Origin of the sequence: Mesorhizobium sp. LNJC405B00, assembly GCF_000502615.1 — a bacterium.
Lineage (GTDB): Bacteria > Pseudomonadota > Alphaproteobacteria > Rhizobiales > Rhizobiaceae > Mesorhizobium.
The window spans coordinates 433,471-446,803 of record NZ_AYWC01000001.1 but is presented as its reverse complement, the minus strand read 5'-3'; the positions used below and the strand labels follow the sequence as shown (position 1 = coordinate 446,803).

The window sequence follows — 13,333 nt, the reverse complement described above, 5'->3', positions numbered from 1 at the left end:
CGCGGTCCGACCCTCCCCACAAGGGGGAGGGTAAGCGGAGCTACTCCGCCGGCTCGACATTGGCGTACGCCGCTTCCTCAAGCTCCCGCTTCAGCCTCGCTTCCTCATGCGCCTTCGGCGTCACGAAGCGGCCGAGCAGGAGGTAGGCGACCGGGGTCAGGAACAGCGTCGAGACGGTGGCGAGACCCAGCCCGCCGACGATGACCCAGCCGAGCGCGATGCGCGCTTCGGCACCGGCGCCGGCGGCCAGCACCAGCGGGACCCCGCCGAGGATGGTGCAGATCATCGTCATCATCACCGGCCGCAGGCGGATGATCGAGGCCTGCTCGATCGCCTCGCGCACGCCGAGGCCGCGGTCGCGCAGCTGGTTGGCGAATTCGACGATGAGGATGCCGTTCTTGGCCATGACGCCGACCAGAAGCACGAGGCCGATCTGGCTGTAGGCATTGAGGCTGGTGCCTGACAAAAGCAGCGCAAAGATTGCGCAGGCAAGGCCGAGCGGGACCGTCGCCATGATGATGACGGCGCTGACGAAGCTTTCGAACTGGGCGGCAAGCACCAGGAGGATGATGACCAGCGCGAAGCCGAAAATGGTGATCATGGCACTGTTGGTCTCGCCGAGCGTCGCGGCTTCGGCCAGCGGCAGGACGTGGCTGCCCGGCGGCAGCAGCGGGGCGGCGATCTGCTCGGCAACGCCGAGCGCGTCACCCAGTGCGAAATTGCCGTTCAGGTTCGAGGTGATCGCCACCGAAGGCTGCTGCTGTTCGCGGGTCAGCGACGGCGGCACGGCGCGCTCGGTCAGCGTGGCGATGGTCGACATCGGCACGAAGCGGCCGTCGGCGGTCTTCAGGAAGATGTTTTCCAGATCGGTCGGATCATTGATCGGGTTGGTGGTCGAGACCAGCTTCACGCCATAGCTGCGGTCGGCGATGTAGACATCGACGACATCGTTGCCGTCGAGCATCGCCTGCAAGGTGTTGGCGAGCCCCGATATGTCGATGCCGAGATCGGAGGCGCGCTCGCGGTCGATGGCCACCGCCAACTGCGGCTGCGTCGGGTCGATGGAAAGCCGCGGCGTCTGGAAGCGCGGATCGGCCTGCATCCGGGCGATGATCTTCACCGCCGCGTCGCCGAGCGCCTTGCGGTCGTTGCCGACCAGCGCGAATTGCAGGCCGTTGCCGGCGCCGCGAATGCCGAGGCTATTGGCCTGCACCGGGAAGATGCGCACGGATGGCACCTGCCGGGTCAGCTGGCTTATCTGCGCCATGATCTCCTGCTGGCTGCGCGTGCGCTCGTCCCACGGCGCCAGCGTCATAACCATGAAGCCTGAATTATAGGCGCCGTTCTGGCCGGCATTTTCGAAGGTCGAGACGATCTCGCCGGAATCGCGCAGCGGCTGGATCAGCCGCTCGATCTTCTGCATTTGCTGGGTGGTGTAGTCGAGGCTGACGCCTTGCGGCGCGTTGATGCGCAGAAGCACGACGGCGCGGTCCTCGCTCGGCGTCAGCTCCTGGCGGATGGTGCCGAACAGCATGAAGGCGATGCCTGCAAACAGCACCGCGACCAGCAGCACGATCCACGGCGCGCCAAGGCAGGCATGCAGGGCGCGTTTGTAGGCCGCGTTCAGCGCACCGCCGATGCGCGCGCCAATGTCGTGACCGCCTTCATGGTGGAGCGATGCGCCGGTCAACATGCGCGAGGCCAGCATCGGGCACAGCGTCAGCGCGACCACGCAGGAGAGCAGCACCGACATGGCGAGGACGAAGCCGAATTCGCGAAACAGGCCGCCGGTCTGTCCCGGCAGGAAGGAGATCGGCACGAAAACGGCAACGAGCGTCAGCGTCGTGGCGATGACGGCGAAGAACACTTCCTGGGCGCCGAGCACGGCGGCGGCACGAGGCCCCATGCCTTCGTTGCGCCGTCGCACGATGTTTTCCAGAACGACTATGGCGTCGTCGACGACAAGGCCGGTTGCCAGCACCAGCGCCAGAAGCGTCAGGATGTTGATCGAGAAGCCGGCGAGATAGATGGCGGCGATGGTGCCAATCATGGCGACCGGCATCGACAGACCAGGGATCAGCGTCGCGCGCCAGTCGAGCAGGAAGATGTAGATGACGATCAGCACCATGGAGATCGACAGGCCGAGCGCGATCTCGACCTCGTGCACGGCGCCGTTGACGAAGACGGCGTCGTCGCTGGTGATCTTGATCGACATGCCCTTGGGCAGGTTTTCCTGCAGCTTGGCGACGGCTGCCTTCACTCCGGTGGAAATATCCAGCGTGTTCGATTCCGCCTGGCGGATGATGCCAAGGCCAATGCCGGTCTTGCCGTCGGAGCGCAACGAGGTCTGGCCGATGTCGGGGCCGAGCGTGACGGTGGCGACGTCGCGGATGCGCGTCGTGCCGCCGATGATGATGTTTTCGAATTCTTCCGGCGTCGTCACATCGGCCGTGGTGCGGACGATGAGATCCTGGTTGGTGGTGGTGATCGAACCGGCCGGTGAATCGAAAGCCACCGAGGCAAGCGCTGCCCTCAGATCGGCGACAGTGAAGCCGAGGCTGGCGAGCTTGTTCTGGTCGACATCGATGCGGAAGATCTTGTCGCGGTCGCCATAGACCTGAACGTCGGCGACGCCGGGCACCGCGGCCAGTTCGTCCTCGATCTGGTCCTGGACGATCACCGTCATGTCCTGCACCGACATGGTGTCGGAGGTGACGGCCAGTCGCATCACGGCATCGGAATTGGCATCGGCCTTGACGATGCGCGGCGGATCGGCGGTCTCCGGTATCATGTTGGCGACACGGCCGACCGCGTCGCGCACGTCGGAAGCGGCGACGTTCAAATCGACGCCGTCGTTGAACTCGATGGTGACGCGGCTCTGGCCGAAGGAAGAGGTCGACGAGATCGACTTGACGCCGGAGACGCGGGCGACCGCGCCCTCGATGGTGTCGGTCAGTTCACGGTCGACGGTTTCGGCGGCGGCACCCTCGAAGGCCGTCGACACGGTGACCACGGCGCGGTCGACATCGGGCAGTTCGCGGATTTCGACGCCATAGAAAGCGGCAAGGCCGGCCACTGCGATCAGCGTGTTCAGCACGAAGGCCATAACCGGCCTGCGGATGAAGAGTGCGGTGAAGCCGGTTTCGCTGGCGGTGCTGACGGGTGCAGTCATGAGCCTTCGGCAGCTTCCGCGGCGCGCTGATCCTGGCCGGCGATGCGGACCGCGCCGCCTTCGCTGACGCTCTGGGTGCCTTCGGTGACGACCATGTCGCCATCCTCGATCTCAGCGTCGATCAGCACCGTCTCAGTGTTGCGCTGGATGATGCGCACGGGAACGCGCCTGGCCTTGCCGTCCTCGACCTGCCAGACATAGGCGCCGTCGGAACCCCACAGGATTGCCAGCGGGCTGACGGCCGGATAGGTGTCGCCGGGGAAGCGCATGGTGATGCCGAACGACATGCCGGCGCGCAGCGAATCCGCTGGATTGGCGATTGCAGCCTTGACCAGCAGAGTGCGGCTCTTTTCGTCGATGTGGTTGTCGATGGCCGACACAGTGCCGGTATAGGCATTGCTCGGATTGGCGATCGGCGTCGCCGACAGTTGCGCGCCGACCTTGACGGCGGCGGCGAAGCGCTCGGGCACCAAGAAATCGACCAGGATGGAGGAGCGGTCGTCAAGCGTGGCGATCGCCGACTGGCTGGTGACGTAATTGCCGGCCGATATCGGCAGGATGCCGACCGTGCCGGCGATAGGGGCGACGATCGAACGACGCTGCAAGGCGAGTTCGGCATCCTGCAGCGCCAGTTTGGCGCCGGCCAGCACCACTTGGGCATCGGCGACGGCGACCGGGGTCGCGGCGTTGGAGGCCCTCAATGATTTCACCCGCTCGAGCTTGTCCTGGGCATCCTGCAAGGCGAGCTTGGCACGATCCTGCGAGATCACCTCGGTCTCGGAATCGAGAACAGCGATGATCTGCCCCTTGTCGACGCGGGTACCGGACTGGACGAGGAATTCAACCAGCCGGCCGGAGCTGTACGGGTTGACCGTCACCGAGGCATTGGCGCGGCCGGTGCCGATCGCCTGCAGGCGATCGTTGATGGTGGCCGTGCCCGCCGGCAAGGCAACGACATTTGCCGGCCGGCCGGCAGCGTTGCGACCGCCTGCCTGTTTCGTCGTGTCGACCGCGCCGGTTGTGGCGGGCGCCGAAGCATAGGTCCAGTCGATGCCCCAGCGTGCCAGAACCTCCGGCGCGCCCGGGAAGAATCGCGCCCAGGCGAGGACAGCCGCGACCAGGATCACAAGCGCAAAAACGATCTGTTTCCAGGCGACCATCGACACTCCGGTTGGCAAAACGTCTACCGGTTTCGCCAAGCAAAAAAACGCGCAGCGACGCACCCGGTATGTGCGAAGCCGCCGCAATATCATGGCTTTATGGCAATTCTGCCGCTTCCATGCACATTAAATCTGCGTAATTTTGCGCACCTGCGGCGGGGATTGAACGTGTCAGCGCAGGCTTTCGAGGTCGCGGATGCGCCTGGCGCTGTCGGCCTCGAGCTGCCTCGTGACGGCGCCGATCAGCGTCTCGGCGACAACGAACAGAGCGGCGGAAGAGTCCCACGCCGAAGGCACGGCGGTGCGTCCGGCAATGACATGGCGGGCGAAGCGGGCGATCGGCGATAGCCACTGGTCGGTGAACAGCACGATCTGAACGCCGCGCTGATGCGCGGTCTGGGCAAAGCGGACCAGACTGTCCTGATAGCGCCTGATGTCGAAGATCACCAGCACGTCGCGCTTGCCCATGTCGATCAGCCGGTCGCGCCAGATGCTCTCCTGGCCGGCAAGGTGATAGACATCGGGCTGGATGATGGCGAGATGGGCGGCCATGTAGCGTGCCAACGGATCGGTGAAGCGGCCGCCGATCAGGAATGTCTTGCCGCGCCGGTCGGCAAGCCTTGCGGCGATGTCGGCAAGCTGTCTGTCGGAGAGATGCCTGAAGGTCTCGCGCATATTGTCCAGCGTCGCCTCCAGCATTGGCGATACTGCACCGCTTGGGGAGGCCGGGTTGAGCGTGCGCGATGCCGGCGACTGCAATTGCGCCGCCAGTTCGTCCTGCAGCGCCGACTGGAATTCGGGATAGTTCTGGAACCCCAGCCTGGAGACAAAGCGCAGGATGGTCGGCGACGATACGCCGGCGGCGGCCGAGAACTCGGCGACCGTCTTCAGCCCGATCAGCGGATAGTTCGCAATCAGTGTCTGCGCGGCGCGGCGCTCGCCGGCCGGCATCGTGCCGATGCGGTCCGAAATCAGTTCGGCAATGCTGGAAATCATCGTTTTCCCCACCCCTGAGCCCGTCCAGACCGCTTCCCCGAAATCGCGTTTGACAAAGCCGGACAAACTGTATGAAATCATCCACAGGGACGCAATGAGGCAAAATACGTAACATAAGATACAGCGCTCCCCAGGGGACGGCAGACTATGGAGAGAGCACGGCCCGCCAGCCTTGCATCGTCTGATACCGTAGGGGTGACGAACCCCGGCGGGTCCAGCCCTTTCGTGCTGACCTGCGATCACGCTTCCAACTTCCTGCCATCCGAATTCGGCACGCTTGGCCTGCCGGCCGAGGACCTCTCCCGCCACATCGCCTGGGACCCCGGCGCGCTGCCGGTGGCCCGCCGCATCGCGACCGCCCTCGATGCGACGCTCATCGAAACCCGCATCTCGCGCCTGATCATCGACTGCAACCGTCCGCTCGACGCACCGGACCTGGTGCCGCCGGTCAGCGAGAGGACGGCCATTCCGGGCAATGCCGGCCTGTCGGACAGTGAGCGCGCCGAGCGCATCGCTTTGTCGTGGCGGCCGTTCCACGACACGATCGCATCGATCATCGACGACCGGCAGGCGCGTGGGCAGGAGACCCGGCTGGTGTCGGTGCATTCCTTCACCCCGGTCTACAAGGGCAAGAACCGGCCCTGGCATATCGGCATCATCCATGATGACGACCGCCGGCTGGCGTCGCCACTGTTAGCGGCGCTGCAGCGGCTCTCCGGCGTCACTGTCGGCATCAACGAGCCCTATTCGCCGGCCGACCGCGTCTATTTCACTTTGGAGCGCCATGCACGCTCGCGCGGCCTTGCCTGCGCAATGATCGAAATCCGCAACGACGAGATTTCCGGCGAGACCGGGCAGCGGAAATGGGCGGATCTGCTCACAGGCATTTTTTCTGACCTGGAACCCGAGGAGGCCAAGGGTTCCCGGCGACAAGCAATGGGAAAGTCAGTTCAATCGGCCAGCTAGAAAAACAGGGGACGAAAATGGCAGGACCGGACAAATCAGACGCTGAAAGATCGGAGGATGTAAAAACCCTTCATAGCATGGGCTATGCCCAGGAGTTGGCTCGCCGCATGAGCGGCTTCTCGAACTTCGCAATTTCCTTTTCGATCATTTGCATTCTTGCGGGCGGCATCACGTCCTTCCCGCTGGCCATGGCGACCGGCAGCGGCTTCGAGGCGACTGTCGGCTGGGTCATCGGCGGCGTCTTTGCACTTGTCGTTGCCGCGTCACTTGGCCAAATCGGCTCGGCCTACCCAACGGCCGGCGGTCTCTACCACTGGTCGTCAATTCTCGGCGGGCGCGGCTGGGGCTGGGCCACGGCCTGGATCAACCTGCTCGGCCTGGTCTTCGTCGTCGCCTCGGTCAATGTCGGCGTTTATGCGCTGTTCAAGGACCTTGTCTGGTCCGGCGTGTTCGGTCACGACGTATCCGCGTGGGGCTATCAGGAGCAGGTGATCGGCGTTGTGATCATCACGGTCGCGCAGGCGCTGATCAACCATTTCGGTATCAGGCTCACCACCATGCTGACGGATTTCTCGGGCTACCTCATTCTGGTCGTCGCCGTCGTGTTGACCGCGATGTTCCTGATCTGGGGCGCAAGCTGGGATTTCTCGCGGCTCACCACCTTCGTCAACAACACCGGTGATCCAGGCGCAGGCTACGTTCCGACCGCACGGACGGCACTCGTCGCCTTCCTGATCGGCCTGCTCTACCCACTCTACACCATCACCGGCTTCGACGCTTCGGCCCACACGTCCGAAGAGACCCACAATGCCCGCGTGGCGGTGCCGCGCGGCATGATCCATTCGGTTCTGTGGTCGCTGGTGTTCGGCTTCGTCATGGCCGTTTCGTTCGTACTGGCCAGCCCCGATCTGGCAGCGACGGCCAAGGATGGCGCCAATGCCTGGTTCAATCTCTTCAACAATCTGCCGGCGCCATTCCTGCTGAAGAGCATCATTGCCATCGCGATCGTGCTGGCGAATTTCATCTGCGCGCTCGCCGGACTGACGTCGACCTCGCGCATGATCTTTGCCTTCGCGCGTGACGGCGGCCTGCCCGGTTCGTCGGTGTGGAAAACCGTCAGCCCGACATGGCGCACGCCGGTGGCGGCAATCTGGCTCGGAGCGGTGCTCGCGGTCGCAGCGACATTGTACTCGCCGGCTTTTGCCGCACTGGCGGCCGGCTGTGCATTGTTCCTCTACGTGTCCTACGCCATGCCCGTGGCCGCCGGCCTGCTTGCCGAGGGCAAGAGCTGGACCGAATTCGGCCCGTTCCGCCTCGGCATCTGGTCCAAGCCGTTCGCCGTCATCACGGTGCTTGGCGTTCTGGTGCTGATGTATGCCGGCATCCAGCCGCCCTTCGACATCCTGATCAACTATGCCATCGGCCTGATCGTTCTGCTCGTGGTGCTGTGGTTCGGCATCGAATCGCGCCGCTTCAAGGGCCCGCCGATCGGCGCCGACATTGCTCGCCGCGCTTCGGAGATCGCGGCCGCGGAAGCAGCCGTCGGCCAGACGGCAGGCTAACAGCAAAGACTAGATGCTCCGGCCGGCGCAAGCCGACCGGGGCAGGGCCGGCCAGCTAAGAATGCAAAGGGGACTACAATGGCAGCACCGGGTTATTCAGACACAGACAAGGCGGAAGACGTAAAGCACCTCCATTCCATGGGCTACGCCCAGGAACTTGAGCGGCGGCTAAGCCGCTTCTCCAACTTCGCCGTTTCCTTCTCCATCATCTGCATCCTGTCGGGCGGCATCAATTCGCTGGCGCAGGCAACGTCGGGCGCCGGCGGTATCGGTATCGGCATCGGCTGGCTGGTCGGCTGCTTCGTTTCGCTCACCTTCGCGGTCGCCATGTCGCAGATCAGCTCGGCCTATCCGACGGCCGGCGGCCTCTATCACTGGGGTTCGATCCTTGGCAATCGCGGCACCGGCTGGGTGACGGCCTGGCTCAACCTGCTCGGCCTGATCACCGTGCTCGGCGCCATCAATGTCGGCACCTGGACGTTCTTCATCGGCGCCTTCGGGCCGACGCTCGGCATCGAGGGTACGCTGACCAATCAGATGATCTTCCTGGTCATCATCACTGGCGCCCAGGCGCTGATCAACCATCTCGGCATCAAGCTGACTGCGAAGTTGACCGACTTTTCGGGCTACCTGATCTTCTTCGGCTCGATCCTGATTGCTGTCGTCTGCCTGTTCTCCGCCGAGACCTGGGATTTCAGCCGGCTCTTCACCTTCCACAACTACTCGGGTGAGGCCGGCGCCAGCGTCTGGCCGTCCGTCTCGAACGCCTGGGTGTTCGCTCTCGGCCTTCTGCTGCCGATCTACACCATCACCGGCTACGATGCTTCGGCACACACTTCCGAGGAAACCATCAAGGCGGCCTCATCGGTGCCGCGTGCGATGGTGATGTCGGTTATCTGGTCGGCGGTCTTCGGCTATTTGTTCCTGGCCGCCTTCGTGCTGATGATCCCCAACATGGACGACGCCGCCAAGCAGGGTTGGAACGTGTTCTTCTGGGCCTTCGACCAGCGCGTCAGTCCCGGCCTCAAGGAGTTCGTCTACCTCGTCGTGTTCATCGCCCAGCTGTTGTGCGGCCTCGCAACCGTCACCTCGGCTTCGCGCATGATCTTTGCCTTCTCGCGTGACGGCGGCCTGCCGGGCTCGTCGGCACTGGCCAAGGTCAGCCCGACCTATCGCACGCCGGTGGCGGCGATCTGGACGGCGTCGGTCCTGTCGGTGCTGTTCGTCTGGGGTTCGACGCTGGTTTCGGTCGCCGGCACTTCGGCCTACACCATCGTCGTGTCCTGCACCGTCATCTTCCTGTTCCTGTCCTTCACCGTGCCGATCGTGCTCGGCATGCTGGCCTGGGGCACGCCGAAGTGGGACAAGATGGGACCGTGGAACCTGGGCCGTGGCATCTTCATGCTGTTCGGGGTCCTTTCCATAGTGTCGATGATCCTGATCTTCATCATCGGCATCCAGCCGCCGAACGACTGGGCGCTGTACATCACCGTCGGCTTCTTCATCCTGACGGCGATTGTCTGGTTCGCCTTCGAGCGCAATCGCTTCCAGGGCCCGCCGCTGGGCGACATCATCGCGGCGCGTCAGGCAGCGATCAAGGCTGCCGAACAGGCTGTCGGCGAAACCGGCCACTGACGTCACCATCATGGCCATGGCCGGCGTGCAGCCGGCTATGGTTTCGTCCTCAACGACCAAGCACTGGAGTGCCAAAGGAATGGCCGGAAATTTCTCGTTCGATCAGTTGAAGAAAGCGGTCTCCAATGGCGAGATCGACACGGTGCTGGCCTGCATCGTCGACATGCAGGGGCGGCTCGCGGGAAAGCGTTTCCTGGCGCAGTACTTTGTGGATTCTGCTCATGACGAGACGCATGGCTGCAACTATCTGCTCGCCGCCGACATCGATATGGAGCCGGTGCCGGGCTACAAGGCGGCAAGCTGGTCGAAGGGCTATGGCGACTTCGTCATGAAGCCGGACCTTGCGACGCTGCGGCGGATTCCGTGGCTGGAAAAGACCGCGCTGGTGATCTGCGACGTGCTCGACCACCACACCCATGACGACCTTCCGCATTCGCCGCGCGCGATGCTGAAAAAGCAGGTCAAGCGGCTCACCGAACGCGGCTATATCGGCTACTTCGCCTCCGAGCTCGAATTCTACCTGTTCAACGAGACCTACGATTCCGCCCGCAAGAAGCACTGGCAGGGGCTCGACACCGCGTCGCCCTATATCGGCGACTACCAGATCGGCATCACCACCAAGGAAGAAGGCGTCATGCGCCGGCTTCGCAACGAGATGGAAGCGGCGGGCATTCCGATCGAAAACTCCAAGGGCGAATGGGGCCCGGGCCAGGAAGAGATCAATGTGCGCTATGCCGAGGCGCTCGACATGGCGGACCGCCACGTCATCCTGAAGAACGGCGCCAAGGAGATTGCCGAGTCCGAAGGCAAGTCGATTTCCTTCATGTCGAAATACAATTACGGGCTCGCCGGTAATTCCAGCCACATCCACAATTCGCTGTGGAGCGCCGATGGCAAGACGCCATTGTTCTTCGACAAGAAGGCGGACTGGACTTTGTCCACGCTTGGCCAGCAATGGGCGGCTGGGCAACTGAAATATGCCAGGGAGTTTACCTGGTTCCTGGCGCCCTACATCAACTCCTACAAGCGCTTCCAGGCCGGCACCTTCGCACCGACCAAGATCATGTGGAGCGAGGACAACCGCACCGCCGGCTTCCGCCTGTGCGGTGAGGGCACCAAGGGCATCCGTATGGAATGCCGCATCGGCGGCGCCGACCTGAACCCCTATCTCGCTTTCGCGGCGCTGATCGCCGCCGGCCTTGCCGGCATCGACGAGAAGCTCGAACTGCAGAAGCCGTTCGTCGGCGATGCCTACCAGGCCTCGCGCCTGCCGGAGATCCCGAAGACGCTGCGCGACGCCACCGAGACGCTGGCCAAGTCGAAGATGCTGAAGCAGGCGCTCGGCGACGATGTGCTCGAACATTATGTCCACACCGCAAAGTGGGAGCAATTCGAATACGACCGCCGCATTACGGATTGGGAACTGCACAGGGGGTTCGAGCGGTATTAAACTTTATACAGCTTTAATGTTGACACTGTAGTGAAGTTAGTACCATATGGTACCTGTAAACTGCAGTGCGCTACATTGAGGAGTTTGCAATGTCCAAATATGCGCCGCTCAAGGACTTTCTCATTGCCCAAAATGTCGATCGCGTTCCGATGTCATTCGCCGAAATCGAGAGAGTGCTCAATCTGCCGCTGCCCGCATCGAAGCAATACCCTGCATGGTGGAGCAACAATCCGAGCAACAATCCCATGACAAGGGAGTGGCTTGAGGCTGGGTTCGAGACCGAATCCGTCAATATAGGGAGTGGGAAACTGGTATTTCGCCGCGTTCGCAAAGTGCCCATTTCGGCGCCGCCCAGTGGTAGCGTGCCTGCCGCGCCAAAGGAGGCGCGCGCGGATCGCCACCCCGGTTTTGGTTTCATGAAGGGCCTGATAACAATCGAAGCCGGATTTGATATCACCAAACCTTTCGATGACGAGCCATGGGACCGGGGCTATCTGGGCGGTGAGGGTGACGCGCGTGACGGCAAACTTGCGGTGCGTAAATGAGCGAAGGGCCAAACCTGCTTCTGGATACATGTGCGATGATCTTTGTCGCCAACGATAGTCTGATCGATCCGCACGCAAGCCGGGAGATTTCGGAAGCGGCCTATGACGGCCGTCTGTATCTTTCGCCGATGTCGGCATGGGAGATCGGAATTGGCGTAGCCAAGGGCCGGCTCAATCTGCCATTGGCGCCACTCGACTTCGTGGAGCGATTCATCGAGCGAATGTCGGCAAAGCTCAGCGCTATCTCACCAGCCATTCTGATTGCGTCATCCAACCTGCCCGGTCCGCCTCATGGTGATCCCATGGATCGGATACTGATGGCAAGTGCGAGAGCGTTGGACATGGTTCTGGTGACGCGTGACGAGCCCATCCTTCGCTATGGCCGCAATGGCCATCTGCGCACCCTAGCCTGCTAACTTGGAGTATCCTTTGGAAACCGTAAAACTCAAGTCGCCCATCGATGGTTCCATTTACGCCGAGCGGCCAATCGTGACCGACCAGGCGATCAATGCCGCGGTCGAGCGCGCCAAGGCGGCGCAGGAGAAGTGGGCGCTGACGCCGATCGTCGAGCGCGGCAAATTTATGCTGGCGATGCTCGAAGCGCTGGTCGCGATGACCGACGAGATCGTGCCGGAGATCGCCTGGCAGATGGGGCGACCGGTGCGCTATGGCGGCGAGTTCGGCGGCGTCAGGGAACGCACCAATTACATGGTCGAGATCGCTGAAGCCGCGCTGAAATCCGTGCCGGCATCCAACCCGAAGGACGGCTTCCGACGCTATGTGAAGAAGGATCCGCTCGGCGTCGTCATGGTGATCGCGCCGTGGAACTATCCCTATCTGACCGCCGTCAACACCATCGTGCCGGCACTGATGGCCGGCAATACCGTTATCCTCAAACATGCGGCGCAGACGCTGCTGGTTGGCGAACGGTTCCAGCAGGCGTTCGACAAAATTGGGCTGCCCAAGGGCGTGTTCCAGAATGTCGTGCTGAACCATGCCCAGACCGAGAAGCTGCTCGGCTCGGGCAAGATCGACCATGTCAATTTCACCGGTTCGGTCGGCGGCGGCCGCGCCATCGNTCGCCAAGCCGCAGCGGCAGAAGGCGGCGGCCGGCACCTTCATGACGCTCGGGCTCGAACTCGGCGGCAAGGACCCGGCCTATGTGCTGCCCGACGCCAAGCTCGACCATGCGGTGGCCAATCTGGTCGACGGCGCCTTCTACAATTCCGGCCAGTGCTGCTGCGGCATCGAGCGCGTCTATGTGCATGAGAAGGTCTACGACCAGTTCGTCGAAGGTTTCATCGCCGAGACGAAGAATTATGCCGTCGGCAATCCGCTAGAACAGGCGACGACAATGGGGCCGATGGCGCAGGCGCGCTTTGCCGACCTGATCCGCGAGCAGAAGGCCGAGGCGCTGCGCAAGGGTGCAATCGCACACATCAATATGAAGGTGGCTAACGACAAGGCTGGCTCGCCCTATCTGGCGCCGGAAGTGCTGACCGGCGTCGACCACCAGATGAGCGTCATGCGCGAGGAAAGTTTTGGCCCGATCGTCGGCATCATGAAGGTGCGCAACGACGAGGAGGCGATCGCGCTGATGAACGACAGCCCCTACGGGCTGACCGCTTCGATCTGGACCGACGATATCGAGCATGCGGTGGCGATCGGCGACCGCGTCGAGACCGGCACCGTGTTCATGAACCGCTGCGACTACCTCGATCCGGCGCTGGTCTGGACCGGCGTCAAGGACACCGGCAAAGGCGTCGCCCTTTCGGCGCTCGGCTACGACAATCTGACCCGGCCGAAATCCTTCCATCTGCGCGAAGCCATCTGATTTTTTGAAAGAC

The 13,333-nt window shown here is 62.9% G+C and carries 9 protein-coding genes and 1 pseudogene; 7 read left to right on the top strand and 3 right to left on the bottom strand.

Going from position 1 to position 13,333, the window contains the following annotated elements; translation table 11 throughout:
• Positions 1-40: 40 nt before the first annotated feature.
• The 3 genes from X756_RS162975 to X756_RS162985 form a co-directional block, all read right to left on the bottom strand.
• Positions 41-3,172: an efflux RND transporter permease subunit gene (locus X756_RS162975; protein ID WP_023728436.1), complete on the bottom strand. Its 3,132-nt coding sequence runs from the start codon at positions 3,170-3,172 to the stop codon at positions 41-43.
• Positions 3,169-4,332 carry an efflux RND transporter periplasmic adaptor subunit gene (locus tag X756_RS162980; RefSeq protein WP_023728435.1) on the bottom strand — a complete coding sequence of 388 codons (1,164 nt, stop codon included), beginning with the start codon at positions 4,330-4,332 and terminating at the stop codon, positions 3,169-3,171. The genes X756_RS162975 and X756_RS162980 overlap by 4 nt, the downstream gene beginning before the upstream one ends.
• Positions 4,333-4,503: 171 nt before the next feature.
• Positions 4,504-5,328, bottom strand: a complete 825-nt coding sequence (locus X756_RS162985; RefSeq protein ID WP_023725208.1) for a MurR/RpiR family transcriptional regulator — start codon at positions 5,326-5,328, stop codon at positions 4,504-4,506.
• A 147-nt stretch (positions 5,329-5,475) separates the two neighbouring features.
• Between X756_RS162985 and X756_RS162990 the strand changes: the two genes are divergently transcribed.
• The 7 genes and pseudogenes from X756_RS162990 (at position 5,476) to X756_RS01000000165095 (ending at position 13,320) form a co-directional block, all read left to right on the top strand.
• The gene (locus tag X756_RS162990) at positions 5,476-6,294 is read left to right on the top strand and encodes an N-formylglutamate amidohydrolase (RefSeq protein WP_023728434.1); all 819 of its coding nucleotides are present in this window, start codon (positions 5,476-5,478) and stop codon (positions 6,292-6,294) included.
• 17 nt (positions 6,295-6,311) lie between these two features.
• A complete protein-coding gene (locus tag X756_RS162995) occupies positions 6,312-7,856 on the top strand; it encodes an amino acid permease (RefSeq protein ID WP_023686444.1) in 1,545 nt (514 codons plus the stop codon).
• Between the two features lie 78 nt (positions 7,857-7,934).
• Positions 7,935-9,491 (top strand): amino acid permease, encoded by a 1,557-nt coding sequence (locus X756_RS163000; RefSeq protein ID WP_023671163.1) that lies wholly within the window; start codon positions 7,935-7,937, stop codon positions 9,489-9,491.
• A gap of 79 nt (positions 9,492-9,570) precedes the next feature.
• Positions 9,571-10,941, top strand: a complete 1,371-nt coding sequence (locus X756_RS163005) for a glutamine synthetase family protein (protein ID WP_023671164.1) — start codon at positions 9,571-9,573, stop codon at positions 10,939-10,941.
• Between the two features lie 89 nt (positions 10,942-11,030).
• Positions 11,031-11,486, top strand: coding sequence for a hypothetical protein (locus X756_RS163010; protein WP_023728433.1), 456 nt, complete (start codon positions 11,031-11,033; stop codon positions 11,484-11,486).
• Complete coding sequence (locus X756_RS163015; RefSeq protein ID WP_023804693.1) at positions 11,483-11,902, top strand: type II toxin-antitoxin system VapC family toxin; 420 nt, start codon at positions 11,483-11,485, stop codon at positions 11,900-11,902. The genes X756_RS163010 and X756_RS163015 overlap by 4 nt, the downstream gene beginning before the upstream one ends.
• A gap of 13 nt (positions 11,903-11,915) precedes the next feature.
• Positions 11,916-13,320: pseudogene (locus tag X756_RS01000000165095) on the top strand (aldehyde dehydrogenase family protein).
• The last annotated feature ends 13 nt before the right edge of the window (positions 13,321-13,333 follow it).

Coding starts and splice junctions, on each gene's coding strand:
- X756_RS163005 (WP_023671164.1), top strand. CDS start 9,571: ATGGCCGGAAATTTCTCGTTCGATCAGTTGAAGAAAGCGGTCTCCAAT.
- X756_RS163015 (WP_023804693.1), top strand. CDS start 11,483: ATGAGCGAAGGGCCAAACCTGCTTCTGGATACATGTGCGATGATCTTT.
- X756_RS163010 (WP_023728433.1), top strand. CDS start 11,031: ATGTCCAAATATGCGCCGCTCAAGGACTTTCTCATTGCCCAAAATGTC.
- X756_RS163000 (WP_023671163.1), top strand. CDS start 7,935: ATGGCAGCACCGGGTTATTCAGACACAGACAAGGCGGAAGACGTAAAG.
- X756_RS162975 (WP_023728436.1), bottom strand. CDS start 3,172: ATGACTGCACCCGTCAGCACCGCCAGCGAAACCGGCTTCACCGCACTC.
- X756_RS162995 (WP_023686444.1), top strand. CDS start 6,312: ATGGCAGGACCGGACAAATCAGACGCTGAAAGATCGGAGGATGTAAAA.
- X756_RS162990 (WP_023728434.1), top strand. CDS start 5,476: ATGGAGAGAGCACGGCCCGCCAGCCTTGCATCGTCTGATACCGTAGGG.
- X756_RS162980 (WP_023728435.1), bottom strand. CDS start 4,332: ATGGTCGCCTGGAAACAGATCGTTTTTGCGCTTGTGATCCTGGTCGCG.
- X756_RS162985 (WP_023725208.1), bottom strand. CDS start 5,328: ATGATTTCCAGCATTGCCGAACTGATTTCGGACCGCATCGGCACGATG.